This is a genomic window from Nostoc sp. LEGE 12454, assembly GCF_056620565.1.
In genome coordinates this window covers 1-25,867 of the sequence record NZ_JBWQXL010000069.1, presented here as the reverse complement: position 1 = coordinate 25,867, position 25,867 = coordinate 1, and the positions used below count along the sequence as shown (strand labels likewise).

Here is a 25,867-nt window from a genome sequence, read left to right as displayed (position 1 = left end):
TTTCAAAGCATGGAGGCATGGCGGCGGGAGTTGTCTCTTTCATGGGAGCTTACTTTGACGTGAAAGCTAGGCTGAAAAAGAATTATACCCCTTTTTACTCCTCTATTTTGTCTAAGTCCCATTAGGTAGACGCTAACGATTAAAACGAACCGCATAGACGCATTCGCGCAGCGTCTCGTCAGAGAAGGACACAAAAAAAGAAATAAAGAAGTTAAAAGGGTTTGGCGCAGCCTCACAAAGAAATGGTATTACGTCAATTTCGTAGCGATGAGACATGTATGTTATTATCAGTATTTTTGCCAACTTATTAAGCTATAGTTAAAAAACTTTAATATTTGTAATATTTAAAATCAAAAGTTATTTTGCTGTGGTTGTTGAATCACTCCGACGAGAGAACAACAGAGATTGTAGAAGAGGTTAGATATAGTTTGACAACAACCTTTTAAACCTTGGTTTATGCAGCAGAATTTTTTGATATCAGTCCAGGAAAAAGAAAAAATATTCCATACAGAACTAGTCAAATATGGTGTGGGATATGAACAAGCTCGAAAAGCAGCACAAATTTTAGCTTGCAGTCAACCAGATGAGCTTTTATCACAACAAGACAGACAAACAGTTACACAAGCATGTAACAAATGGTCAACAGAGCGTAAACGCTACAAACGCATTACATCTGTTGTCGATTCTTGAAGGCATTAACCCGGATTTCTTACCACACCTCGAATGCAGGAGTAATGAGTAGTGAGTAAGGAGTAATGAGTAAGAATCTACAAGTTCTTGCACTGGTATTGCACCTGTTGCAATATGCTTATTACTCATTACTCATTACTCATCATCAAACGCCTGAAGCTTGTGAGAAATGCGGGATTAAGCAGGTACTGTATGGAAATTTCGTAAGGATTCAGGTCGTGGATAGTTGACAGAGGGTACACAATTAGCATCTGTGCGCGATCGCATTTTCACTTTCGCGCAATTACAACGTCATAATTTAGTATTGGATTTAAATGCCGCCACTGGTTTACTTACTTGGGAAGCAATCCGGTAAGTTCCTGAAGGTGGGGTTTATGCCTGTGTTTCCAATAGCTCTGATGCCAATGCTTTAATTGAACAAGCTGCGGCACTTCCTGAAACAATGCAACCAATAGTTTTTACTGCATTTGTTGCACAGATACCTGCTATGCTGGCATCTCTTGCGCCAAATGTGCAGTTTGACTCTATTATCGGGCGTAATGTACTTTGATGGCATCTATGACAGTTGATGAAACTTTTGTTGCGGTTCTGAGAAAGTTTGCACCAGTACTTTCTGCAAAACTACTGCCTGAAAGGCATAAATATCTGAAATCCTACTTGATGGCAAAGTTAGACGGGTCTTGATCTCGTCGATGCTTAGTGGGAATGGGGGCTGGCTGCCCATCACCCGCAAGGGCTGCGGTTTTCTCCAGGGATTCCCTCAATCGCTTGGCTGCGTAGATAGACATGTCTCGTGGTACATTAATGCGATCGCGCAAATATCGGAGAGCGACATCAGATCCCGATGGAGGTACACAGTCTTCTCCTGTCATCATGTGTGTTAAAGCACAACGTAGCGCTAGATCGAACAATTTATCATCTAAGGGGTTGACTCGAATAATATTGATCCGATGATCGATTGTTCGTTTAAGAGCTTCCATGCGGGAGTTTTCCGGCTCTGGATAAGTAACATCTGGTAGCCCGAACCAGGGGCCGTTATCCACTCGCGCTTTATTGAGAAACATCTGGGTTTCGCCGTTTTCCCAACAGCCCCCCATCTGGGGCGGCAAATCATGTGCGTGGGTGTGAAAGTCGCTCTGAGTACCGCAGTAGGTCGGTCGGCTTTCCATTGCCGCAAACCATGCGCTCAAACGAGGGTTTTCCTCCCGCAGTGAGTAGCCTTTGTAGTAGTAAAGGCTCGCATTCATCCGTTCGAGATATGGCGTAAAAATGACATCGACGATGCCGAAGCTATCTAGAAAATAAGGGCTTGGGGTGCTACCCAGAGCCTCTTCTACCCTAGCCACCACTCCGATAAATTGTTCTCGGTTGCGTTGTTCTTGTTGAAAGGAATCGGTTCTAGAGCATAGCCAAGCGCACCAGGCTCTAAATAAAAGTCGTTCTAATTGACGTAGAGTCAGCACCGTGCGGTCTTCCATCCCTTGGTTCAATGGAGCAAATACCTTTTCCAAAGCGATCAAAATGTCATCGCTTTCCTTAATAATCCGTCCATCTAGCTCGATCGCGGGGAGCATTCCTGATGGTACCTTACGTTTGTACCAACTTTCTTTCTCCCCATAGCAGAACATTGTCACTTTTTCGATGCGGTAGGGGATCTGTTTTTCCTCTAGCCATAACCAAACTTTTTGACAGTAAGGACACCAGGCGTGGTTATCGCGGTACAGCGTTACCCGCACATCAGATTCCGGCTGACCAAACAAGCGCAACCTGGCTCTAGCATTGGTGAGACCATTAACGGTATCTATTTGATAGTCCGTGAGGGTTTCTAGTTCTTCCCAGCTTAAGGGTGCGGTAGTCATAGGGGGAGTTGCGTAGGGCAATACTTAGGACAGTTCTATACTCTACAATATTTTCAATTACACCAAGGCTAAATTTAACCGATAGGTTCGCCCATCAATTCTTTCCATTTCTCTTTTAAGAAAAAGTTGAAGTGACGATACCACGCTCAAAGGTTTTGGCAATTTGGCATAACTTGTCTCTGAATTGCCGTTTAAATGAGATATCAACAGAACAGACGCAAATCGCCAGTTGTTGACCCAACGCTGTAGAAGAACTCAACAGACCACCTACAGCGCTCCGTCATCGCTTCTCTACAACTGGCTAGTAATGTACTAGAAAATACATAGTAAATGTGCAATGGCAATGCCTGTGGTCGTAAACTACGCTCTTTTCCTACTTAAATTTTGCTAAATTTTTGAGAGGAAAGTTCATCAGACACTTTTTTTAGTTCTGGTTCAACTACTGTCAAATGTTGCTCCAAAATTGCCAAATTCCGAATGTTGGACTTATAGAAAGCATCAAACAAATCACCCACTAAAGGCACAGTACCAACGACTGTTTCCAAACCTACATTAAAAATCATTTTGGCTAAGTCTTCACGCGGGATGCCAAACCGAGTAGCTAAAAATATAATGTAAGCTGAAAACGCTGTACTGATTAAATCACCAGCACCTGGAACTAGACCAATGATTGGGTCTATTCCAATGCGAAAACCTGTCAAAGGGATACGTATTGATGTATCCATCAGACGGCTGAGTTTGCGGATGCGATTTAGAGTTGCAAGGCGTTTGGCAGCGTCCATAATTGACCATATTTACACTACTTTTAAATTGCACCATTTTTAGTTCTTTGTCTTGTACCGTTAGAAATAACAAGTAGGAATAAAAATCCTGAATACTGCCTAAAAAAGCATTATAACTAATTAGCCAGACATGATATAAGACGTTTTCTCCATGAGTTTGCATACTCTCTAATATCTCTGCCGCCCAGTCATCTTTACCCTCCGTACCAATGCATAGATATATTGCAAATCCAGGAAGGTGAGGGCGTGTTCGTGTATTCGTAGGTGCAGATAAACAGCAAGTTCCTGCCAGCACAAACCGACACTTACTGCTTTGATAGCCGTTTGCAATTGAATCGAGTACAGACCTTCTTAGAGGCACGGCAATGCCGTGTTTTTACCCGCTGACTTTACTCCAAACATATTTTTGGCAGGTTTCGCAGGCGGCTTTTGCTTCCTCTGTTTGCGGATTGGTGAAGATGGGATGGTAACGCAACCTGTCACAACAGACTTGCAACCATGCACGCCAGCCACCCGGCCACAACCGCACTGTGCGGTCTTCACCGCCACTGACAATCGTCTGCCCATCCTGGCTAATGGCGACAGAATTGACCTCATCCTGATGACCACGGAAGGGTTCAGCCAAGGGCAGACCTTGGAAATTCCACAACCGCACTGTGCCGTCTTCACCGCCACTGACAATCGTCTGCCCATCCGGGCTAATGGCGACAGAATTGACCTCACCCTGATGACCACGGAAAGGAGTTAAGACCTCCATCGCTTGTTGCAGGCTATTCTGAACTGGAGCGAGAATTTGCTTGGGCAATCTCTCGATATTCTCACCTATTGCTTGTATTGCCATAACTGAAGCTGTGAGAGGTTGGAAAGGGAGTATTTTCTTGATAGTTGCTGTTTTCTCCAGCAAGAAGGCTTCATGGCTTACTCTGAGAGCAACTTGTCGTTCATTACTCCGTTCTGTTTCATAAGCAACACTGCGCTGATAAAATTTCTGGGCTTGAGGTGATAAATCAGGCTTTAACTTTTCCCAATTTTTTTGCACCTCTGCTAACAATCCTCTTGGTATGAGGTATTTTTCATCTTCTTTTTTGTGCAACCATTCTCGCAAAGCATCTGCTAATCTATCATTCAACCGCCGCAAATCTCGGTCTTGTTGTCGCCATTGGGCAAACCTCTCCCAACCCTCAATTAAGGCTTCATGGGCTAAATCAATCCAAGCTTTTCCTTGTTCATCTTTCCCTGCTACCAGCAAACGTCCTTTCACTAATACTTCATCTAGCAATTCATTTAATGCTTGCTGCTGTTCTTGGTCATTACCAGCAATGGCTAACAGTTCAGCTTTTGGTTGGCGCTGTCGTGTATCCTTTTCTCCCTCTCCCGTTCGCAATAAGCGCAGGAAAATTTGCTCAATCCAGTCCTTCTCCTGTTCATTTCGTTCTTGAGTCGGGGAATCCTGCTGATAATCTTCGTAAAAATAAACATTTTCTGCATGAAAATTCAGCGCCCCTGTCAATCCTTGGAAGTTTTCATACTGTTCTAGGGTGAGCTGATGCTTGTGTTGGTCGCGTTTTTCCCAAAGTCTAGTTAAAGCAAACTCCATCAACGGCAAGTATCCCGGTTCTTTACCAACATCTTCTAAAATTTTCAGTAATAGTCCTTCTTCAACACTATGACCTTGAAGTTTTGCAGGTTCGGTTATTGTCTCTTTTAAATCAACTCCAGTTATACGCGGCATCAAAACAAGCTGATTTTCAATTAATTTATTTAAAGACGGATAATCTAAACATGATTCGAGAAAATCCGATCGCATCGTAATCACAACTTTTAACCGCGAATCGGTCATCTCTCCTACCTGAGTCAGCAATTCAATAAATCTCTGCTTTTGTTCAGCAACAGAGACAGTAAATAATTCCTCAAACTGGTCTACTACCAATAAAAATTTTTCTGCACCTGTGAGATGCTCCAGAATTACAGGTAAAGGATTTGGTTCTTTAGTAATCAACTCCCAAAGCAATCTTTCTTTTCTCGCCCCTGAAAAAAATGCTTTCAGAACTCCTTTCAATTCTTGCAAAGGCTGAAATCCTGGCTTGATTGGTGGTAAAATTCGCCAGACATTACCATCTAATTCTGGAATCAAACCCGCCTGAACTACAGAAGATTTTCCACTCCCGGAAGCGCCAAGAATCGGAACAAAGGGATTTTGTGCCAATTTCCCCAGAATCTTCCTCACAACCTGCTTGCGCCCAAAGAAAAACTGTTTTTGTTCCGCTTCAAAGGCTTTTAAACCTTGGTAAGGACATTCTTCCTTTACCTCAAAGGTTTGAGCTTGTGTTTGATTTTTGTGGGTAATTAAAGTAATGGAACGCCCCCAACCCATGCGGATTGGTTCTTGTCCACTACCTTTGAGTTCTGTGGCAATTGTGTCAAAAAGGCGATCGCCTGTCACCTGTCCGCGATCGTTAGTGTTCTCTGCTGACAACCCAGCCAGCAAAGCTGTTGTAAAAATACTGTGTTGTTCGCTTTTTTTGGCATAAGCTTGTTGAAAACCTCTACAAGCAGCAATAAAGTAGTAATCGCGCTGTGAAATAAAGGCAGTAAGAGTTTTTTCGATGAGATTGCGTTCTAAAAATTCACCGCTATGACAGCAATCTAACAGCACTACTAGACTACTCAAGTCGGAGTCTCTAATTAAATTGTTCAGGCTCAGAAGACTAATCCCGCCTGTTTGTTCAATAATTTGCTTGCCTTGAGTGACAATTGTCAAGTCAGAGGTTGCTAGATATGCTTGTTGTGTTCCTAAGCTGTCAGATACGGTGATGCCATGCCCTGTGAAGTAAATTAGCGCTTCGTTTTTAACTGCTTGTTGTTGCAAAAGTGTTTTGAAAGCTTCAGCCAACTTATTTGTACTAACTTTCCCTTTGAGAACAGCGATATCCTCAAAATCACCATGCGTTTTTAGTAGCTGCGCGACTGCTTCGGCATCCGTAGCTGGTTTTGTGAGATTGGAAAGCTGATTTGTATAATCCGTAATGCCAACTACAAGCGCGTAACGAGCCATCTATACGTATTTAAATTGTCTGTTACAGAATAAGATAACTTAAATACACCTAAACTCTGAGGGCTTGATGTCGAACATAGAACGTTTAGTCTTTGAAGAAGACGGGGAAATCTATACAATTCTGTTCGAGTCAAAGGAAACGCTAACTGTTCCAGAAGTTGTCACACCGGAGGTTGATGAGGAGAAAGAATCCTACGGCTTTCGGGAAGAGGCATTTGTCAAGATTGAGGAAGTTCACCATCAAATTCGAGCTTATACCAAATATGCCATTGGCGCTTTTAAAAATTTAGGTGCTGCTGAAGTCGAAGAGGTGACTCTAAAGTTTGGTTTGAAGATAGGCGGAAAAACTGGTATCCCCTTCGTGACTGAAGGTTCGGCGGAGAGTAATTTTGAAATTGAGGTGAAGTGTAAGTTTCCTGAAAATAAGCAAAATTCCAGCACTTAAGGTTTTGCTTTGCCAAGGATAAGCTTTGTACCTTCAACTCTGCTAATAATTATGGAAGCAATGTCTCCTGCGGGTTACGCCTACACTTTTCACTCACCATAATTCACCCTTGAATCTTGGCTGTTGCTATTCAAAGCACGAACTTCCGAGTTAAAAAAGAGAGTAATTGCCTTTTACTCACGATCGTTCACCTTTGGATCTCGGACGTTGCTGTTCATAGCTTCAAGTTTCGTGTTCTTATCTCGAACTTCCGTGTTCTGAGGTTGAAGCTTCGAGTTCAGAACTCGGAACGTCGAGCAATTTACTCCAACATCCGAGTTCTGAGCTTCAACATTGCACCTTAGAAGTGGGATTGCCGAGCTATTTTCTACAACGCTGCTGCTTGAGGCTTGGATTTCCGAGATTTACGGGCGAACCTTTGCCCCATTTCCTCAACTACTCCATCTAAACCAGCGCCTTGTCCGCTAGCTTTGGCATAGTTATACACCTGCAACGCGGCTGCATAAGCTTCACTACCCACTGCTGTAGATGTATCATCTAGCAACTCTTGTAATTGCGACAAAGACAGCAGTACTGGATACAAAGCTTCAAATAATTGTACGTCTTTCCGCATCTCATCGAGGTCAAACGATCGCGGCAAAAACTCTGGGTTCTGTGTCGCTACCTCCAATGCTTTACTGACAAAGGCGCGGCTTTTATCTCCCATCTTGGGTAAAGCTTTCCGCTCCTCGTTACTTAAATCAATCAAAAATGGTAATTTATCTTTAATGGTGGCGATCGCTTGCAACACAGCATCTCTATCTGATTGCGCTAGTGTTGCACTAATTGAGGTTGTGGACATAGAAATTAGTCTCCAGTATGTTGCTTAATTTTAGAGTGCCCACATATACCAGTTAAATTTAAATAACACCAATAAAAATTCCAAGGTCAAAAGGTGAGCTTTGTCAAAGTGCGGGTTACGCCTAAACTTTTCACTCACCATAATTTACCCTTGGATCTCGGCTGTTGCAGTTGTGAACATAAAGTTCCGAGTTTTGAGCATGAACTTCCAAGTTTTAAAAGAGAAAACTGGAGTTCTGAGCCTAAATGGAGAAGATAATAAGTCTCTTTTTTGTGTTCTCCTTTCTTTACTTACTGCCTTTATAGCCGTTTGCAATTGAGTCGAGTGCAGAACTTCTTAGAGGCACAGCAATGCCTTGTTTTTACTCGCTTACTTTACTCCAAACATATTTTTGGCAGGTTTCGCAGGCGGCTTTTGCTTCCTCTGTTTGCGGATTGGTGAAGACGGGATGGTAACGTAACCTGTCACAACAAACTTGCAACCATGCACGCCAGTCACCGCGCCACAAACGCACAGTGCCATCTTCACCGCCGCTAACAATCGTCTGCCCATCGGTGCTAATGGCGACAGAATAAATCCAACCCTCATGACCGCGTAAAGGTTCAGCTAAGGGAAGACCTTGCAGGTTCCACAACCGCACAGTGCCGTCATCACCGCCACTAACAATCGTCTGCCCATCGGCGCTAATGGCGACAGAATAGACCCAACCTTTATGACCGCGCAAAGGTTCAGCCAAGGGAAGACCTTGCAGATTCCATAACCGCACAGCGCCATCAGTACCACCACTTACAATCGTCTGCCCATCAGCGCTAATGGCAACAGAATTGACAAAACCCTGATGACCGCGCAAAGGTTCAGCTAAGGCAAGACCCTGACGATTCCACAACCTTACCGTGCCGTCATCACCGCCACTAACAATCGTCTGCCCATCGGCACTGATGGCGACAGAATTGACATAACCCTGATGACCATACAAAGGTTCAGCTAAGGCAAGACCATGCAGGTTCCACAAACGCACCGTACCGTCACTACCACCGCTGACAATCGTCTGACCATCGGCGCTAATGGCGACAGAATAGACCCAACCCTGATGACCGCGCAAAGGTTTCGCTGAGGGAAGACCTTGGTGATTCCGCAACTGCACCGTGCCGTCAGTACCGCCACTGACAATCGTCTGACCATCGGTGCTAATGGCGACAGAATAGACCCAACCCTTATGACCGCGCAAAGGTTTCGCTGAGGGAAGACCTTGGTGGTTCCAAAACCGCACTGTGCCGTCAGTACTACCACTAACAATTGTTTGACCATGAGCGCTGATAGCGACAGACCTCACATTGCCTTCATGACCGCGCAAAGGTTCGGCTAAAGAAAGACCTTGGCGATTCCACAACTGCACAGTACCGCCATCACTGCCACTGACAATCGTCTGCCCATCGGTGCTGATAGCGACAGAAGAGACATTACCCTGATGACCGCGCAAAGGTTCAGCCAAGGAAAGACCTTGGCGATTCCACAACCGCACTGTACCATCAGCACCGCCACTGATAATCGTCTGTCCATTGGCGCTGATGGCTACAGACTTCACATTTCCCTCATGACCATACAAAGGTTCAGCCAAGAGAAGACCTTGGGAATTCCACAACCGCACCATACCGTCGGCACCACCACTGACAATCGTCTGCCCATCGGCACTGATGGCGACAGAAAAGACATCATTTTTATCCCCACGTAATGGTTTAGCTAAGGGAAGACCTTGGCGGTTCCACAACCGCACCATACCGTCGGCACCACCACTGACAATCGTCTGCCCATCAGCGCTGATGGCGACAGAAGAGACATTACCCCGATGACCGCGCAAAGGTTCAGCTAAGGGAAGACCTTGGTAATTCCACAACCGTACAGTACCGTCAGCACCGCCACTGACAATCGTCTGCCCATCGGCACTGATGGCGACAGAATTAACATTACCCTGATGACCGCGCAAAGGTTCAGCTAAGGGAAGACCTTGGTAATTCCAGAACCGCACTGTACCGTCAGCACCGCCACTGACAATCGTCTGCCCATCGGCACTGATGGCGACAGAATTAACATTACCCTGATGACCGCGCAAAGGTTCAGCTAAGGAAAGACCTTGGTAATTCCACAACCGTATAGTACCGTCAGCACCGCCACTGACAATCGTCTGCCCATCGGCGCTAATAGCGACAGAATTAACATTACCCTGATGACCACAAAAGGGAATTGAGACCCTTGCTTTATTCACCACCCGATTCAAACTGTTCTGAACTGATGCAAGAATCTGCTGGGGTAGTTTCTCTTGATTCTCCCCCATAGCTTGAATTGCCAAAACTAGACTATCTAGGGGTTGTAAGGGCAATAAATCGTCTACTCTAGCCGCTTTTTCTCGCAACTGGGATTCAGTAAGCGCCCTTTCCATCTCGGCAATCCGGTCTTTGTCATCGGCATCGCTGCGCTGGTAAAAATCCTCATCTTGTTGGAGTGATTGCAAATCGGGCTGCAATTGTTGCCAGGTATCTCTCACTTGGGCCAGCAATCCCTTTTGGATTAAATATTTGTCATCCGGCCTTTCGTTCAACCATTCCCGTCGGGTATTTTCTAATGTCTCGCTCAACGGTCGCAAGTCTCGGTCTTGTTGTCGCCACTGGGCAAACTGCTGCCAACTTTCAATTAAAGCTTCATGGGCTAAATTAATCCAGACTTCTCCTTTTTCATCTTTCTCAGAAACTAATAAGCGTCCCTTAACCAATCCTGCTTCACCATCTAGCAACTCACTAAGTTGTTGCCGTTGATTGGCATCATCACCTGCAATATTTAATAATGTAGCTTTGGGTTGGCGCTGTCGGGTATCCTTTTCTCCCTCTCCCGTTCCCACTAACCGCAGAAAAATCTGCTTCATCCATTCCTTTTCTTGCTGACTGCGTTCTTGAGTTGGGTATTCTTTCTCATAATCTTGGTAGTGATAAACATTTTCTGCATGGAGATTTAACACCGCAGTTAATCCTCCCAAGTTCTCATACTCTTCTTGGGTGAGTTGATGTTTCTTTTGCTCGCGTTTCTCCCAGAGTTTAGTTAAGGCAAACTCTAACAATGGCAAATTCCCTAGTTCTTGTTGAAGATTTTGGAGAATTTTTAATGCTCCTGCTTCTTCAACACTATGAACCTGAAGCTGGGCAGGTTTGGCGATCGTCTCCTTGAAATCAACTCCAGTTAAAGGCGGTATAACAACTACTGGGGTTTGAATCAGGTGAGTTAGAGAAGGATTATCTAAACAGGATTGAAGAAAATCACCTCGCATAGTAATTACAACTGCTAACCGCGAATCATGAATTTCTACTACCCCAGTTAGTAGTTCAATAAATCTCTGCCGTTCTTCCTTATCTATACAAACTGTAAATACTTTCTCAAATTCATCTACCACCAGCAAAAATTTTTCTGTGCTGGCCAAAGCCTCTGCATCATCAATAGGTTTAGTCAGGCTGCCGAAACTGTTGTCATTCTGAGCAATTTCAACCACAAGGGCGTATTGTATCATCTTGTTTTGTTAAAACTATTGAGAAAATTACCTCTGTGCTTTAAAATACCCAAATTAACGAGTTATTTACCCACTAGAGTTAAAAACTCTAGATTTAAAGTTCAAGTAGCAGTTGAGTAACACGCAGTAGAAGCACAATATTAAAGTCTTAGTGACTGGGATAAGCTCTATACTTTGTAGTTCAGTAGTAATTACGTGAGCGATGTCTAAGAGGTTGTTTGAAAAGTGGTTAGCTGTGATTTTCAGCACATCTTGATCCCCCCTAGCCCCCCTTAAAAAGGGGGGAAAACTTCTTAAAGTCCCCCTTTTTAAGGGGGATTTAGGGGGATCTAAAACTTTTTGCTACCAACAACAGGACTTTTCAAACATCCTCTAAGGGTGGGCTACGACCAGTTAGAAAATTTCAGCTTAAATTGACACCAACGGGCATTACCGTGCCACTACCTTGAGAAAAATCTCACATCGCGCTAGTCTTCATTGACGTAACTGCACGCTGTAACATTAGGCGATGACAAATCAACTCTCTTTGAAAATTCCCTCTTGCACTTGGAGCCGTCCCATCGGCTTAGGCTGGGATAAACCTTATACAGTCCGTTATGCAAGTAATATTGATGATGGCCCTTGGCATGGTATGCCTTTAGGCGGCTTTGGTGCAGGTTGCATCGGTCGTTCTTCACGAGGAGACTTTAACCTGTGGCACATCGACGGCGGTGAGCATACCTTCAAAAACATTCCCGCTTGTCAGTTCAGTGTGTTTGAATCCAATAGCACATCTTCCCAAACCTACGTTTTATCTACGCAAGCGCCCGATGATGGCACTCTCAAAGCTTGGCAATGGTATCCGACATCTCCCGACACAGAGGGAACGGGCGATTATCACGCGCTATATCCACGTAGCTGGTTTGTATATAAAAATATATTTCAAGCACAGTTGACTTGTGAGCAATTTTCCCCAATCTGGGCAGGTAATTACCAAGAAACTAGCTACCCTGTGGCAATATTCCTCTGGAATGCTCATAATCCCACAGATGCACCGATTACTCTCAGCATTATGCTGACTTGGCAAAATGTGGTGGGCTGGTTTACAAATGCTCTCAAATCTCCCGAAGTGCAGGTACGCGATGATGGTAGTCCGGTTTATGAATACCAACCGCGCTGGGGCGAAAGTCAAGGAAACTACAACCAGATAGTTGAAAATACACAACAGTTTGGCTGTGTTTTAGGTCGGGTTGGTAGTAATGAACCTTTGCAAGAAGGTGACGGAACTTGGTGTATTGCGACGCTGAAACATCCCCAAGTGGAAGTATTTCATCATAGCCGCTGGAATCCTGAAGGTACGGGTGATGAGGTATGGCAAAGCTTTGCCCAAGATGGCTCTTTGCCCAATTATGTTGATACTACTCCAGCAACAGAGAATACACAAATCGGGGCTGCGATCGCACTTCGTTTTACTCTCCAACCAGGCGAAACTCTCGAAATCCCCTTTGTCGTCGCTTGGGATTTGCCCATCACAGAATTTGCCGCCGGAGTTAACTATTACCGCAGATATACAGATTTTTTTGGTAAAGATGGAAACAACGCCTGGGCGATCGCATCCACTGCGTTACAAGAATACCAAACCTGGCGATCGCAAATTCAAAGTTGGCAAAAACCAATTCTCGACCGCGAAGATTTACCCAACTGGTTTAAAATGGCTCTATTTAATGAGCTTTATGACCTCACCAGCGGCGGTACTCTCTGGAGTGCGGCATCAGAACTTAACCCCATCGGTCAGTTTGCGGTGCTGGAGTGCCTAGATTACCGTTGGTATGAAAGCCTAGATGTGCGGTTGTATGGTTCTTTTGCCCTGCTGATGCTGTTTCCAGAATTAGAAAAGTCGGTGATTCGGGCATTTGCACGGGCGATTCCGCAAGGCGATGATACTCCCCGAATAATTGGCTATTACATGACAATTAAGGCCGAAAGCCCGATTGCAGTTCGTAAAGTTGCAGGTGCAACACCCCACGATTTAGGCGCACCGAACGAACACGTTTGGGAGAAAACCAACTATACCAGCTATCAAGACTGTAATTTATGGAAAGATTTAGGTAGTGATTTTGTCTTGCAAGTATACCGTGATTTTCTGCTCACGGGTGCTGACGATGTGGAATTCCTGGCAGATTGCTGGAATGCGATCGTTCAAACCCTCGACTACCTGAAAACTTTTGACCTCGACGGCGATGGGATTCCTGAAAATTCTGGCGCACCCGATCAAACTTTTGATGATTGGCGATTACAAGGTGTTAGCGCCTATTGTGGTGGGTTGTGGTTAGCGGCGTTAGAAGCTGCGATCGCAATCAGCGATATTTTATTAACTCACAACCTTGGCGATCTTGGCGTCTTGGCGGTTCAAAAATCCACTTATGAAACTTGGTTACAACAATCTCTTCCTATTTACCAAGAAAAACTCTGGAATGGGGAATATTACCGACTGGATAGTAAAAGTGGTTCCGATGTGGTAATGGCAGATCAATTGTGCGGACAATTTTACGCTCGTCTACTGGATTTACCTGATATTGTACCGAGCGATCGCGCCCTATCTGCCCTGAAAACAGTTTATAACGCTTGCTTTTTGAAATTCTGTAATGGTGAGTTTGGTGCTGCTAATGGTGTTCGTCGTGATGGTTCACCAGAAAATCCCAAAGCTACTCATCCCTTAGAAGTTTGGACGGGGATAAATTTTGGGCTGGCGGCTTTTCTGGTGCAGATGGGAATGAAAGATGAAGCGTTGAGGTTGACGCAAGCTGTGGTGCAGCAAATTTATGAAAATGGTCTGCAATTTCGCACGCCAGAAGCTATCACCGCAACTGGTACTTTCCGCGCTAGCACTTACCTGCGGCCAATGGCAATTTGGGGGATTTACTTAGTTATTAATTGATTGACTATCAAAGGGGTTCTCGTTTTGATACAACACACGTAGATGTCATTGGTGTCAACTTAAGCTGAAATCTCCTGATTGTATAAGTTTTGCCCCTAGTCCCTCTCCCAAAATTAGCAAAAGGAAGCAAATACTCCAGTTCCCCTTCTCTCATATTGGGAGAAGGGGCTAGGGGATGAGGGCAACCCTAGAAGCTTACTCTTAACTAACTTCTACCTTAAGTTGACACCTATGACAGATGTGCGTCCCTGCCGAATTTAACCTGCCTTCATCTGGAAAAGCAAAATTTAGATTTGCGATTTTATTTTCCGAGTATTTCCGGAAGCGAAGGAAAATTTCAGTAATGGTAAGAGTTGAAGCATTGAGAATTTAAGACTAATGTTTCAAAAAATGCAAATATTACTAGCTTTAGCTATAAATATTGCTGATAGTTCCCAGACTACGTTCACAATCAAAAGCTAGGTTATGACGTGCCTATTACTTTACTCAACAGCAAAGTTCATCAGATTGTGGCGCTCTGTGTTTGGCAATGATTAGCCAACACTGGTGCATACGCTTAAACCTCTACAGCCTGCGTAACTTAACGCCAGAAAATCTTACAGGTGTATTTCACTAGCCTTTATTAGAAGCAGCCCAAACTTGCAGAATGTGAAGCGTTATCAGTGAGGACTAGTTTTAACTAAGGTGGACTCATACTATAACCCTTGGATAGCTCATTGTCAAGTAATTCATTGTGTAGTTGTCTGGAGAGATAAAGGCGATCGCATATTGATTTTTGAGCTTCTACCACCATTTAGCCCAATTGCTACTACATCTGTAATCTTAATTTTTTAAATCTGTTAGATATTCAGACATTAGAGAAATCACTGCTAAATCAACTTCATAATATTATGTGTTAATTAGCTTTATCTCTATTCTCAAATTCTCTAATATTGTACAAACTTAGCCTAATATTTTATTGAATAAAGGTGTCCATTCGCGGATATTTTTATTGACTCCGCTAACGAGCATTAGAATTATCTATATATATTATTAACCAGGACTTTTATTTAAAGTTTGGGTTTATTTATGATTACTATCCAAGCATTATAAATATTCACTAGCGGTTTACAGCAGTTTTATTTAGATACGCTAAAGCTGTAGCTTTTGCCAACCAATAAATACAAGGCTAATAAGTATTATTGTCTAATCGAACTTATTGAAAAAATAGGTTCAATACTATGGCTGGCAATGGTTTTATTACCAATTTACTAATATTTTTATCGAGTTGTTTTACATTCTAGTTAATGGTACTATTTTCTAGTGACTCGATAATAATAAAGGTTTTAAAATGATATCGGGTGAGGGGTAACACCCCTCAAGAATTAGCCAAAGGGGACAAAACTAAAAGCTGCACAATCCACAAGTAAGTATCTGAATACATTCAGTAAATTTGACCTATAAATATACTAAATTAGCAGATGACGTTAACGGCAAAAAATAGTATAGATCCGAATGGTGCTAGTAACGCTCAAAGATAAATATATTTTTTCTGTTAGTCTAAAAAAATATGCAAACTTCCCGGAAATTGCCTAATTCAACAGTAGTAAGAAATATAAGCGTGTGAACCAAGAAAATTTATTTACTTATGGATTTTTATCTCTTGTAAACATCTAACACCGCTCTATTGCTGATAATTTGCCACAAGCAATTCAACCTTTTCAAAAAGGCTAGTGCAGTCTGTACGCCTTAATTGAAACACCAACAATCACAACAAAAGAAAATAGTTTACTTCATCCAGGATAACTAAACACTATGATGAATCAAGACATTGCTGGTATTAGTAGTAACTTAGACAAGACAGTGAAAGCTCAACAATTTGACAAAGTAGTTGAGGCAATTCTTGCTGGAAAGTATTCCTGGGCATGTGTTTTAATGCTACGATTTGGTGGTTATAATCCTCTCCATTACATTCCATATCGCACCTACAATCGATTGCTCAAAGAAAACTCGCAAGCCGATAGGACAAAACAACAGCAAACTGAAAATCTAAAAATGCTGAAACACGCTCATGATTCTCGGTCTGAGAATAATGTGTCATCAAGCTGCTTAAGCAAAATTAAAGACATAGCTTATCTAGAAGTAGCTAGAAAGCAAAAAGCATAAATCCTTGGTGAGAGTTTAGACCAGAGATTGACATAGTAAATTAACGAACATCAATCAAGTAAATCGCCATTAAAACCAGAAAATGTTCAAGACGTTTCCTTGAAATCCTGTGGATTCAATTAAAAAGTATTTGGAATCAATAGATTCTGCTCTAGAGTTGATTGATTATCTGAAAGCCTGCGATGCTAATTTAAAATTTATAGCATGGCAGGTTTTCTATCGCAGTCATTAATTTCATAGATTTGGCAAAAATCTGCCAAAATGGCAAATATATATTAATGATATTGGTAAACTAATAACAACTACAACTTAAACCAAAATAGAGGTGATTTGGCAAGCAAGTTAATTTAAAAAATAAAATCAACGATTAGTTCTAACTATGAGATAAATCAAACTGATTACAAAAGTAGTCAGCATTTCATGGAGTAAATAACTCCTAGACCAAGACCAATAATCCAACTGTTACTACTGGTGGTTCTTTTTCTGAGAAAGTCTGAGCAAAGAAAATTTGGGAAGGTGGATTCCCCCAAGCCAAATTTTACACAGCTTTCACTGACTGCAGACGGTGCGAGTAATGCCGATCAAACTTTCTATCCTGTGGTTGATGTTGCTTTAGTTAATAAAGCAAACGCTTAACATCAATTTTAGGAACGGAAATAGAAAAGTTACGGTGAAATTGTTGTCCTTGGCTGGTAGAACTAGTAGCTCATACGCTTCTCTTTCGACTATTGTAATCCTAGTCCTCCCAACCGGGATTATCTTTAGTTTCTAAACTTTCAATTTATATAACACTACTGGAAGTTCAAAACTTGAATAGCTTCCAGTTTTTTATCTGTATATAAAAAGAAATAAGGTAGGCAATTTGCCCACCTTATTTTTTGTGCATAATACATATCTGGTGAAATTAATCTCGAACCTTTGTAGAGAGGTAGCACCGCTACGTCTCTACATTCTTTTTGACTTCTATGTTTAATAATTGGTTAATTCAAAAAGGAATTAAACCTTAGCTAATTCTGGAGTAGGACTCTTGCTGTTGCGAATTGCTGTAATAGCCTCAGCATAATCTTTAGCATTAAACACAGCTGAACCGGCGACGATCGCATTGGCTCCCGCTTCCAAAACTTGCCAGGTATTATTTGCCTTCAGTCCCCCATCCACTTCAATCCAGGGGTCAAGACCGCGTTCATCACACATTTGGCGCAGCTTGCGGATTTTGGGTAACACACCAGGGATAAAGCTTTGACCACCAAAACCAGGGTTGACGCTCATAATTAGTACTAAATCGCACAAATCTAGAACGTATTCAATTAGCTCTAGAGGGCTACCAGGATTAAGTACAACTCCAGCTTTCTTACCAAGCTCTTTAATTTGCCCCAAGGTGCGGTGTAGGTGTGGAGAAGCATTATGTTCGCAGTGTACGGAGATAATATCAGCACCCGCTTTAGCAAATCCTTCTACATACTTTTCTGGTTCCACAATCATCAAGTGGACATCCAAGGGCTTGGTCGTAACCGGACGAATCGCCTCCACAATCAGAGGGCCTATCGTAATATTAGGTACAAAACGACCGTCCATTACATCAACATGAATCCAATCTGCTCCGGCTGCGTCTACGGCGCGAATTTCGTCACCCAGACGGCTAAAATCGGCTGATAGGATAGATGGAGAAATTACAATGGGCTTTTGAGATAGGTTTTGGGTCATGGCTAGTGGGTTTTTAAGCGTCCTCGTCTGTAAGCATTGTAACAAAACATTGAGCAAGACTCATAAGTTTGATCCCGATCTTTTTGCAGGAGTAGAGAGCAGAGGGAGAATAATAACTCCGAATTCCTAGCTCCTAACTCCTAACTTTTGACCAATGACTAATGACCAATGACTAATGACAAATAACAAATGACTAAAAAACTAACCTGGATAATTTGGGGATTAACTGCTTCTTGTCTGAGTGCGCCGGTAATTGCTTCAGTTTTAGAATCTGCTTTGGGAACTAACGGTATTGATGCTCTGAAGTTACACCAAGCTCCTTATAATTTAATCGGTCGCAAGATTGCTATTGGTCAAGTGGAAATTGGTCGGCCGGGAATGTTTGGGTGGGATAAGGCGGTGTCTAAAAATCGTGCCATATCTTTAGCAGCGGTTTTCTTACGCAATGGCCCAGCTAAGTCTAATAATGGTGTTGACCCCCACGCCTACAATGTCGCTGGTGTGATGGTGAGTCAAGACAAAGCTTTGCCAGGAGTTGCGCCGGGAGCGCGATTGTATTCATCGGCGGTGGGTTCCACTAAAAACATGGGTCAGCCAGAGGAGTGCTTATCGGCACAGCACATAGCGCTCCAAAATGGTGGCGATGTCCGTGCGATTAACTTTAGCTTTGGGGAACCTCTGAGCCGCGATCCTCGACCGGAAGCTACTTTAGACGGCAATGCTTTATTAACTTTATGTGTTGACTGGTCTAGTCGCGCTCATGATGTTTTGTATGCGATCGCAGGCAACCAGGGTAAGGGCGGTATTCCTATTCCTACAGATAATTTTAACGGAATAAACGTGGCTTTTTCATCCCGCCGAGGGGGGGTTTTTAACAAAGTAGACGTGGCTAATCTGGCGGGTGTTAACCAAGGGGTGAATCAAAGACTAGCTGGAAAGGAATTTGACCTTGATGGGCGTCGCGCTATCAGTTTAGTTGCTCCTGGTAATAATATTCCTTTGCTCAATCCAGATGGCAAATTGAACAAGGTTACAGGTACTAGTTTTGCCGCGCCTCAAGTTACGGCTACCGTTGCTCTATTGCAGGAACTTGCAGACCGACAGATGCGGACAAAACAACCTCACTGGAGCATTGATTCTCGGCGTCATCAAGTGATGAAAGCTGTATTGCTGAATTCAGCAGACAAACTTCTAGATAGCGGCAATGGCTTAAAGTTGGGAATGACTCGGACGCTAATTGATAAACAAAATCAAAACTGGCTAGATTCTGATGCTTATAAAGATCCAAAGATTCCCTTAGATGCTCAAATGGGAGCGGGTCATTTAAATGTATTTCGCGCTTATCAGCAATTTAATGCTGGTCAATGGCAAGCATCAGCTGCGGTGTCGGCTATTGGTTGGGATTATCGTACAGTTGATGTTGGAGCATTTGTTGACTATACATTAGCAAAACCGTTAAAGCAGGGGAGTTTTGTTGCTGTCACTTTGAGTTGGGATCGATTGGTAGAACTCAACGATAAAAATAAAAACCAGCAATACGATCTAGGCGAAAATTTTCGCGATCGCGGCTTAAATAATCTCGACCTATACTTAGTAAAAGCTGATGCTCAAAATTCAGATGCTGGTGCTGTTTGCTCCTCAATCAGCCAAATTGATAGTGTAGAACATATTTTTTGCCCCGTTACTGCTACTGGCAATTACAAAATCCGCGTCCAGTTTCGTCAAAAGTTGAATGAAGCGACTCAACCCTACAGTTTAGCTTGGTGGAGTGTACCTATTAATTGAAATAGGTTAACAAATATCTGTGTAACAGCGTTTTTCTCGTTCCCACGCTCCGTATGGGAACGAGATTTCCTGCCTCTGAGAAACCTTATTCGATCTATAAAAACCTCACAGAAGTAGTTATTTTATGATTACGTAGCTTACAATACGTTTATACGTAAAGATAAAAATTCTTATAAATCAAAATTTTTTATAACTCGTCTGTATAGCCGTCTCAATAAAGAATTAGCAACTCTACATGTTGTGTTTAATTACTCTGAGCTACTAATTTGCTGTTACGAAAACTGTAACAGTCCCATTTTTCTATTGGAGTAAATGCAATAGTTAATCATTGACACAGTATCTGCGTCAACTCTGAGCACAAATCGGGAATCTTTGGCAAGTGAGGTAGCAGAATGAATCGCCATAAATTGAGTGATGCAAAAGAAAATTTCCTGCAAAGACGTTACGGTGTTAGTCTAGGCAGACGTTATGCTCTGGCAGCTGCAAGTGTCGTTTTATTCAGTGTATTAGGGTGTTCTCAAGTCGATAGTAATAAAAGTGCCCTTGCGCAATCTAGTTTACCTCAGTCAGAAACTCCATTGCAAAAAAAAACAGCCAACATTGATACAAAAATAGTTGAGTCTAGCAATAAGTTTGGCTTCAAACTATTTTCAGAAGTTCTCAAAGATGAAAAAGGTGAGAAGAATATTTTTATCTCACCTTCGAGTGTTGCGATCGCTCTTGCTATGACTTATAACGGTGCTAGCGGTTCGACTCAACAAGCAATGGCAAAAACCCTAGAATTCCAGGGGATGAATCTACCAGAAATCAACTCTTCTTATGCGGCGGTATTAAAACAGCTTTTAGACAATTCGGATACGAAAGTGCAATTAAAAATTGCTAACTCACTTTGGGCAAATCAAGATGTTAGCTTTGCACCAGACTTTCTCAAGAGAAGCCAGGACTTCTATCAAGCCAAAGTCAGTAATTTAAACTTTCAAGATGCTGCCGCATCTAGTATTATCAATAACTGGGTCAAAGAAAATACTAACGGCAAAATCACTAAAATAGTTGAAAATATTGAACCAAATCAGGTATTATTTCTGATTAATGCCATATATTTTAAAGGTAATTGGAGTAACGAGTTTGACAAAAAAGAAACTGCTCCATACCCTTTTTACATCACATCTAACAGGCAAAAACAACACCCAATGATGTCACAAGAGGGTGATTATAAATACTATGAAAGCGAAAATTTTCAGGCAGTTAGTTTACCTTATGGTAAAGATGGTAAGGTCAGTTTTTATATCTTCCTACCCAAACAAAACTCTAACCTCAAAGCATTCTATCAAAACTTGAATGTTGAGAACTGGGAAAAATGGATGACTCAGTTCAACAATCAAAAAGGGTTTATTCGCCTACCCCGCTTCAAAACAGATTACGAGATTACACTCAATGATGCTTTAAAAACTTTAGGTATGGGGGAGGCTTTCAGCAACAAAGCCGATTTTTCTGGTATGGGTAAAGATTTTGCCATTAGCCAAGTTAAGCATAAAACTTTTGTTGAAGTGAACGAAGAAGGCACCGAAGCGGCTGCGGCTACTTCAGTGGAAATAGTACCAACATCATTGAGACAAGAACCAGAACCATTCCGAATGATTGTCGATCGTCCCTTCTTCTGTGCTATTCGGGATAATCAGACGGGAAACATTTTGTTTATGGGTTCAATTATCGAACCACAATGAGGATGTAGGAGGGATTGAAGACTTCATTTTTTTAAAAGAGAACTTCTAAAAAATAAAATTTTCAGTGAATATAAATGATTAATTTACATTCACTATATGTGCGGATAATAATTTTTATAAGTCATTATCCGTAAAGGGAACTATGGATGGTGAAAATCTTTTTAGTGATGGAGAAAATTCTAACCTCGCGGTATAATCATCTGTTTGTGATAGTTCCAGTTCAATTGTTTGCTGCTCTTTTTCGTCAAAAAGCAAGTGAATTTGATAGCTTGTCCAGAATTGTTCTCCTAGTTCATCTTCTAAATCAAAAGGCTGTTCTTCATCACCCCATATATTCGACCAAAGGACTATTTGATTAGCCCGAAAATGGTTTTGACCTTTTATATCTCCAACTACAAAATATACTTCGATATTTAAATCAAATCCCAAATCATCGACTTCTGCCTCTGCTATCTGACAGCTAACGACAATTAAACTATCTGGGTTAATATCTACTACTTGCTGTTGGCGTTGTAATAATTCTTGAAATACAAAAGTAGGTAATAACTTTGAACTCTCCTCAAGTAAGTTTTTTTGAGTTTCTGGAGAATAACGAGTTTTTAATTCTTGCGTGATTAAATTTAAAATATCTTCACTAGCTAAATTGATAACTATCTGTTGATTTGCGGGATTAAGGAAACATCCTTGATTAAGATTAATGTGTTTTTTAATTGGCATAGTTCTCTAAAATCCTTTGAATGCGAACGGATAATTCACAAATCAAGCTCAAACAAAGGTAAGGAATAAATATTACTTTAGCTTCTATTCTAGATTTTTAGCAAGGCAATAAAACCATGACTAAAGTCACAGATCAAACATACACAAGATAAACAATAATTGTTAAATTAGTAATGATTTGCAATAATTGTCCAGTTAAAAGTTTCGATTTCTATCGGGGCTTGTGACTGATTTTTCTTACTCTTTCAGCAACATCGTTTTTTTATGTGTAGATTAATTGGCTATCTTGGTAACGCCATCCTCTTAGATGAGTTGCTGTATAAACAAGAGCATTCGCTCTACAAACAAAGTTACAGTCCTTTGGAATTAAAATCAGGAGTAGTTTGTGGAGACGGAGTAGGTGTAGGCTGGTACGACGAAGTGGGTAAACCCTTTATTTACCGAAATACTATCCCGCTGTGGAACGAGCCGAATCTGGAAGAGTTGAGCAGCTATGTACAATCCAGTTGTACTGTAGGCTATGTCCGATTAGCTGGAACAGGTGAATCGCTTGACATTAGCAATTGTCAGCCATTTCGTAGTGGGAAACTTTTGTTTGTGCATAATGGCGAGATATCAAACTTTCAACAAACTCTTTGTAGACCAATACGTGAGAGCCTTTCTGATTCCACTTACCGCCTGATTAAAGGCACGACTGACTCTGAACACATCTTCGCCCTACTAGTGGAAATATGGCAGTCGTCTCCAGACAGCACTCTGTTGTCAGCATTAAATGCCACACTTCAAAAATTGACTAAGTTGGCATCAGAACACGACACCAGCTTTAGTGCCAATGTAATTGTCAGCGATGGTCAAGCAGTTGCAGCAATTCGCTATGCTTATCGCACACAAGCCCCTACTCTTTATTGGTCTTGCGATCAACTCAAGCAGCCAAACCAAGTTATTGTTGCTTCTGAGCCTTTATCCAATCACCAAAATTGGACTGCTTTTGGGGAGCAAACTGCGCTATTTGTTGAAGCCCAGTCATTACAGCCAACAATTAGCCTGTTAGAGAGATTTGTTCCCATTGGGGTTTAAATAAGCATTGCGATTTTGTGGAAATTGAGCTTTTCTCTCTAAAGTTGGTGCGATGGTAGACAAGTATTGCTGTTACTTGTGCAAAAGGCAACAGTTGGAGGCAAGTCAGAGAGACAACATAAATCATCCGCCCTTTTAACTCCTTTGGGAGCTAGCGTCACCGATAGCGAACGCGAGTGCGTCTTGTAGAGAAGCGTTAGCGAGTCATCGGTGACGCAATCATCATTCCTTTAAGGCTTTCTTGTACTTTGTCCGCCACTATACCCATATAAGCATAAGCTGGAGCGATCGCATACTTACTTATAATTTCGTAAAAAATACCCTGTTGCCTGATTCAATCCAATTTCAATTACCCTGAATGACCAAAATAGTTTTATGATTCTCTACGAAAGCATATTTGAAATTATTCTAGGTCTACTACCAAAATATTCTCAAGCTGATTCTGGAACATGATAAATCACCTAAAGGTGATTCGTGCAATACTGGTTTTGAACCTTTTTCCAGGGTCAAATAAAGTACAGGGAGATGCAAAAGTATGGTTGAACACACATTTCACGACCAACTGAGTTTAGAAGAACAAGCTGAAAAACTCGGCAAGCAAGCAGTAAGCTTGGGTTTGATTCCCAGCTTTGTAGTGCATTACTTTCCTGATACCTGGGTATTTTATATACCCAATGAAACTCAATCGGAACCGCTAACACCAGAAGAGGCATACTTTCGTTTAAAGCAACTGGTTAAACAGTAGATATTTTAACGACAAATTTTTGAAGATAACGGCTAGACACTGCAATTGTTAAGTAACAGTAGTTATGGCGAAACCAGCAATTTTAACCGTCGATGACGATCCAGAAGTATTGCAAGCGGTGTCACGAGACTTGCGTCATCAATATGGCGATCGCTTCCGCATTGTCCGAGCAGATTCAGGTATTACGGCTCTGGATGTGGTGCAGCAACTAAAATTGCGGAATGAACCAGTTGCTTTATTTTTAGTGGATCAACGTATGCCCCAAATGGGAGGCGTGGAGTTCTTGGAACGAGCAAAAAGCATCTTTCCCGATGCGAAACGTGCCTTGTTGACGGCCTATGCAGATACAGATGCTGCTATAAAATCGATTAATAGTGCCAAACTTGATTATTACTTACTCAAGCCTTGGAATCCACCAGAAGAAAGATTATATCCGGTTTTAAATGATTTGCTAGATGACTGGCTAGCTGGATTCCGCCCACGCTTTGAAGGCATTCGAGTCATTGGTAATCGCTGGTCGCCTTTTTCACATCAGGTGAAAGACTTCCTAGCACGTAACCAGGTTCCATTTAAATGGTTAGATGTTGAACTGGAGCCGGATGCAGAAAAATTGGTGGAATACGCCCAAGCTGATTGTAGACAACAATTACCCTTGGTGCTGTTTCCCGATGGTTCCCGATTAATTCAACCATCTAATTTAGAGATTGCCGCCAAAATTGGACTGCAAACTCAGGCAGAGCGACCCTTCTATGACTTAGCGATCGTGGGTGCTGGCCCTGCCGGACTGGCAGCAGCAGTCTATGGTGCTTCTGAGGGATTGAGTACTGTCTTAATTGAGCGTGAAGCGCCAGGAGGACAAGCGGGTACGAGTTCGCGGATTGAGAACTATTTGGGGTTTCCTGTTGGTTTGAGTGGCAGCGATTTGGCAAGGCGGGGAGTCACCCAAGCGCGGCGATTTGGGGTAGAAATTCTCACTCCTCAAGTAGTAACTGGGGTTCGGCTGGAAGATCCTTATCGGGTTCTGCAATTGGCAGATGGTAGCGAGATTAGTTGCCATGCGCTTTTAGTTGCAACCGGCGTTTCCTACCGTTGGCTAAAGGTTCCAGGAGCCGAGAAGCTCACAGGAGCAGGAATTTATTACGGTGCTGCCATGACTGAAGCGATCGCTTGCACCAACGAAGAGGTTTACTTGGTAGGCGGGGCAAACTCTGCTGGACAGGCAGCAATGCATTTTTCTAAGTATGCCAGCAAAGTGATTATGTTAGTACGGGGTGAGTCATTAGCATCAAGTATGTCTCAATATTTGATTGACCAAATTGCTGCAACTGAAAATATCAAAGTTTGCACGGGTTGCAGCGTCGTGGAAGTAAAGGGAGAGGAACATTTAGAAGCAATTGCGATCGCCCATGCCAACACTGGACAAACCGAAACCGTGTCAGCGCGATCGCTGTTTATTTTCATCGGTGCTAGCCCCAAAACTGATTGGCTCGATGGCGTTATTCAACGCGATGCTCAGGGGTTTATCATCACAGGGCCAGACTTAGTGCATAATGGCAAATCTCCTCGTGGTTGGTCATTAGAACGCTCTCCTTTCTTATTAGAAACCAACATTCCCGGAATCTTCGCAGCCGGAGATGTCCGCTATGGCTCAATTAAACGGGTGGCATCCGGTGTGGGAGAAGGTTCGATCGCCATTCAATTCGTTCACCGCTACCTAAGTAATGTTTAGCTAAAGCAGCCAATACTAACCTGTATAAAATCTGCAAACCCTCTCCCCTGCTCCTCTGCTCCTCTGCTCCTCTGCTCCCCTGCTCCTCTGCCCCCCCGG

General features: G+C 42.5%; 18 protein-coding genes. 11 read left to right on the top strand and 7 right to left on the bottom strand.

The features are described from left to right. Positions 1-456 precede the first annotated feature (456 nt). Together AC1F2U_RS32770 and AC1F2U_RS32765 are read left to right on the top strand one after the other, a co-directional pair. Positions 457-690 (top strand): hypothetical protein, encoded by a 234-nt coding sequence (locus AC1F2U_RS32770; protein WP_335183439.1) that lies wholly within the window; start codon positions 457-459, stop codon positions 688-690. Positions 691-916: 226 nt separating this feature from the next. Next, complete coding sequence (locus AC1F2U_RS32765; protein ID WP_480264933.1) at positions 917-1,045, top strand: hypothetical protein; 129 nt, start codon at positions 917-919, stop codon at positions 1,043-1,045. Between the two features lie 298 nt (positions 1,046-1,343). On the opposite strand, the gene AC1F2U_RS32760 is transcribed toward AC1F2U_RS32765, so the two are convergent. The 3 genes from AC1F2U_RS32760 to AC1F2U_RS32750 all read right to left on the bottom strand — a co-directional run bounded on the left by AC1F2U_RS32760 (position 1,344) and on the right by AC1F2U_RS32750 (position 6,386). Then, entirely contained in the window at positions 1,344-2,549 is a 1,206-nt protein-coding gene (locus AC1F2U_RS32760) for a glutathione S-transferase family protein (protein WP_480264932.1), read from the bottom strand. Between the two features lie 377 nt (positions 2,550-2,926). Then, the gene (locus AC1F2U_RS32755) at positions 2,927-3,331 is read right to left on the bottom strand and encodes a DUF4112 domain-containing protein (RefSeq protein WP_480264931.1); all 405 of its coding nucleotides are present in this window, start codon (positions 3,329-3,331) and stop codon (positions 2,927-2,929) included. A gap of 376 nt (positions 3,332-3,707) precedes the next feature. Next, the gene (locus tag AC1F2U_RS32750) at positions 3,708-6,386 is read right to left on the bottom strand and encodes an nSTAND1 domain-containing NTPase (RefSeq protein ID WP_480264930.1); all 2,679 of its coding nucleotides are present in this window, start codon (positions 6,384-6,386) and stop codon (positions 3,708-3,710) included. 67 nt (positions 6,387-6,453) lie between these two features. On the opposite strand from AC1F2U_RS32750, the gene AC1F2U_RS32745 reads away from it, so the two are divergent. Beyond that, positions 6,454-6,831, top strand: a complete 378-nt coding sequence (locus AC1F2U_RS32745) for a CU044_2847 family protein (RefSeq protein WP_480264929.1) — start codon at positions 6,454-6,456, stop codon at positions 6,829-6,831. A 367-nt stretch (positions 6,832-7,198) separates the two neighbouring features. Here the strand turns inward: AC1F2U_RS32745 and AC1F2U_RS32740 are convergent, their stop codons facing one another. Together AC1F2U_RS32740 and AC1F2U_RS32735 are read right to left on the bottom strand one after the other, a co-directional pair. Next, on the bottom strand, positions 7,199-7,672 hold the full coding sequence (locus tag AC1F2U_RS32740) for a hypothetical protein (RefSeq protein ID WP_480264928.1): 474 nt from the start codon (positions 7,670-7,672) through the stop codon (positions 7,199-7,201). A 361-nt stretch (positions 7,673-8,033) separates the two neighbouring features. Further along, entirely contained in the window at positions 8,034-11,225 is a 3,192-nt protein-coding gene (locus AC1F2U_RS32735; RefSeq protein ID WP_480264927.1) for a WD40 repeat domain-containing protein, read from the bottom strand. A 508-nt stretch (positions 11,226-11,733) separates the two neighbouring features. Here AC1F2U_RS32735 and AC1F2U_RS32730 point away from each other — a divergent pair. The 3 genes from AC1F2U_RS32730 to AC1F2U_RS32720 all read left to right on the top strand — a co-directional run bounded on the left by AC1F2U_RS32730 (position 11,734) and on the right by AC1F2U_RS32720 (position 16,287). Beyond that, entirely contained in the window at positions 11,734-14,142 is a 2,409-nt protein-coding gene (locus tag AC1F2U_RS32730) for a GH116 family glycosyl hydrolase (RefSeq protein WP_480264926.1), read from the top strand. Between the two features lie 529 nt (positions 14,143-14,671). Continuing rightward, positions 14,672-14,758, top strand: a complete 87-nt coding sequence (locus AC1F2U_RS32725) for a hypothetical protein (protein ID WP_480264934.1) — start codon at positions 14,672-14,674, stop codon at positions 14,756-14,758. Between the two features lie 1,178 nt (positions 14,759-15,936). Then, positions 15,937-16,287 carry a HetP family heterocyst commitment protein gene (locus AC1F2U_RS32720; protein WP_480264925.1) on the top strand — a complete coding sequence of 117 codons (351 nt, stop codon included), beginning with the start codon at positions 15,937-15,939 and terminating at the stop codon, positions 16,285-16,287. 996 nt (positions 16,288-17,283) lie between these two features. Here AC1F2U_RS32720 and rpe read toward each other — a convergent pair. Further along, the gene (gene rpe, locus AC1F2U_RS32715) at positions 17,284-17,991 is read right to left on the bottom strand and encodes a ribulose-phosphate 3-epimerase (protein ID WP_322684187.1); all 708 of its coding nucleotides are present in this window, start codon (positions 17,989-17,991) and stop codon (positions 17,284-17,286) included. A 189-nt stretch (positions 17,992-18,180) separates the two neighbouring features. On the opposite strand from rpe, the gene AC1F2U_RS32710 reads away from it, so the two are divergent. Beyond that, positions 18,181-19,776, top strand: coding sequence for a S8 family serine peptidase (locus tag AC1F2U_RS32710; protein ID WP_480264924.1), 1,596 nt, complete (start codon positions 18,181-18,183; stop codon positions 19,774-19,776). A 392-nt stretch (positions 19,777-20,168) separates the two neighbouring features. After that, complete coding sequence (locus AC1F2U_RS32705; RefSeq protein ID WP_480264923.1) at positions 20,169-21,500, top strand: serpin family protein; 1,332 nt, start codon at positions 20,169-20,171, stop codon at positions 21,498-21,500. Positions 21,501-21,614: 114 nt separating this feature from the next. Here the strand turns inward: AC1F2U_RS32705 and AC1F2U_RS32700 are convergent, their stop codons facing one another. Next, positions 21,615-22,217 (bottom strand): hypothetical protein, encoded by a 603-nt coding sequence (locus AC1F2U_RS32700; protein WP_480264922.1) that lies wholly within the window; start codon positions 22,215-22,217, stop codon positions 21,615-21,617. Between the two features lie 264 nt (positions 22,218-22,481). Here AC1F2U_RS32700 and egtC point away from each other — a divergent pair, with 264 nt between their 5' ends. From egtC to AC1F2U_RS32685, 3 genes are all read left to right on the top strand, one after another. Beyond that, entirely contained in the window at positions 22,482-23,294 is an 813-nt protein-coding gene (gene egtC, locus AC1F2U_RS32695) for an ergothioneine biosynthesis protein EgtC (RefSeq protein WP_335191311.1), read from the top strand. 535 nt (positions 23,295-23,829) lie between these two features. Next, positions 23,830-24,039: a hypothetical protein gene (locus AC1F2U_RS32690; protein WP_334842956.1), complete on the top strand. Its 210-nt coding sequence runs from the start codon at positions 23,830-23,832 to the stop codon at positions 24,037-24,039. Between the two features lie 64 nt (positions 24,040-24,103). After that, a complete protein-coding gene (locus tag AC1F2U_RS32685; RefSeq protein WP_480264921.1) occupies positions 24,104-25,768 on the top strand; it encodes an FAD-dependent oxidoreductase in 1,665 nt (554 codons plus the stop codon). Positions 25,769-25,867: the final 99 nt, after the last annotated feature.

Excerpts from the sequence above, each read along its gene's own strand:
- AC1F2U_RS32735 (WP_480264927.1), bottom strand. The coding sequence starts at position 11,225 with ATGATACAATACGCCCTTGTGGTTGAAATTGCTCAGAATGACAACAGT.
- AC1F2U_RS32700 (WP_480264922.1), bottom strand. The coding sequence starts at position 22,217 with ATGCCAATTAAAAAACACATTAATCTTAATCAAGGATGTTTCCTTAAT.
- AC1F2U_RS32725 (WP_480264934.1), top strand. The coding sequence starts at position 14,672 with ATGATTAGCCAACACTGGTGCATACGCTTAAACCTCTACAGCCTGCGT.
- AC1F2U_RS32730 (WP_480264926.1), top strand. The coding sequence starts at position 11,734 with ATGACAAATCAACTCTCTTTGAAAATTCCCTCTTGCACTTGGAGCCGT.
- egtC (WP_335191311.1), top strand. The coding sequence starts at position 22,482 with ATGTGTAGATTAATTGGCTATCTTGGTAACGCCATCCTCTTAGATGAG.
- AC1F2U_RS32760 (WP_480264932.1), bottom strand. The coding sequence starts at position 2,549 with ATGACTACCGCACCCTTAAGCTGGGAAGAACTAGAAACCCTCACGGAC.
- AC1F2U_RS32745 (WP_480264929.1), top strand. The coding sequence starts at position 6,454 with ATGTCGAACATAGAACGTTTAGTCTTTGAAGAAGACGGGGAAATCTAT.
- AC1F2U_RS32720 (WP_480264925.1), top strand. The coding sequence starts at position 15,937 with ATGATGAATCAAGACATTGCTGGTATTAGTAGTAACTTAGACAAGACA.
- AC1F2U_RS32705 (WP_480264923.1), top strand. The coding sequence starts at position 20,169 with ATGAATCGCCATAAATTGAGTGATGCAAAAGAAAATTTCCTGCAAAGA.
- AC1F2U_RS32750 (WP_480264930.1), bottom strand. The coding sequence starts at position 6,386 with ATGGCTCGTTACGCGCTTGTAGTTGGCATTACGGATTATACAAATCAG.
- AC1F2U_RS32770 (WP_335183439.1), top strand. The coding sequence starts at position 457 with ATGCAGCAGAATTTTTTGATATCAGTCCAGGAAAAAGAAAAAATATTC.
- rpe (WP_322684187.1), bottom strand. The coding sequence starts at position 17,991 with ATGACCCAAAACCTATCTCAAAAGCCCATTGTAATTTCTCCATCTATC.
- AC1F2U_RS32685 (WP_480264921.1), top strand. The coding sequence starts at position 24,104 with ATGGCGAAACCAGCAATTTTAACCGTCGATGACGATCCAGAAGTATTG.
- AC1F2U_RS32710 (WP_480264924.1), top strand. The coding sequence starts at position 18,181 with ATGACTAAAAAACTAACCTGGATAATTTGGGGATTAACTGCTTCTTGT.
- AC1F2U_RS32740 (WP_480264928.1), bottom strand. The coding sequence starts at position 7,672 with ATGTCCACAACCTCAATTAGTGCAACACTAGCGCAATCAGATAGAGAT.
- AC1F2U_RS32755 (WP_480264931.1), bottom strand. The coding sequence starts at position 3,331 with ATGGACGCTGCCAAACGCCTTGCAACTCTAAATCGCATCCGCAAACTC.
- AC1F2U_RS32690 (WP_334842956.1), top strand. The coding sequence starts at position 23,830 with ATGGTTGAACACACATTTCACGACCAACTGAGTTTAGAAGAACAAGCT.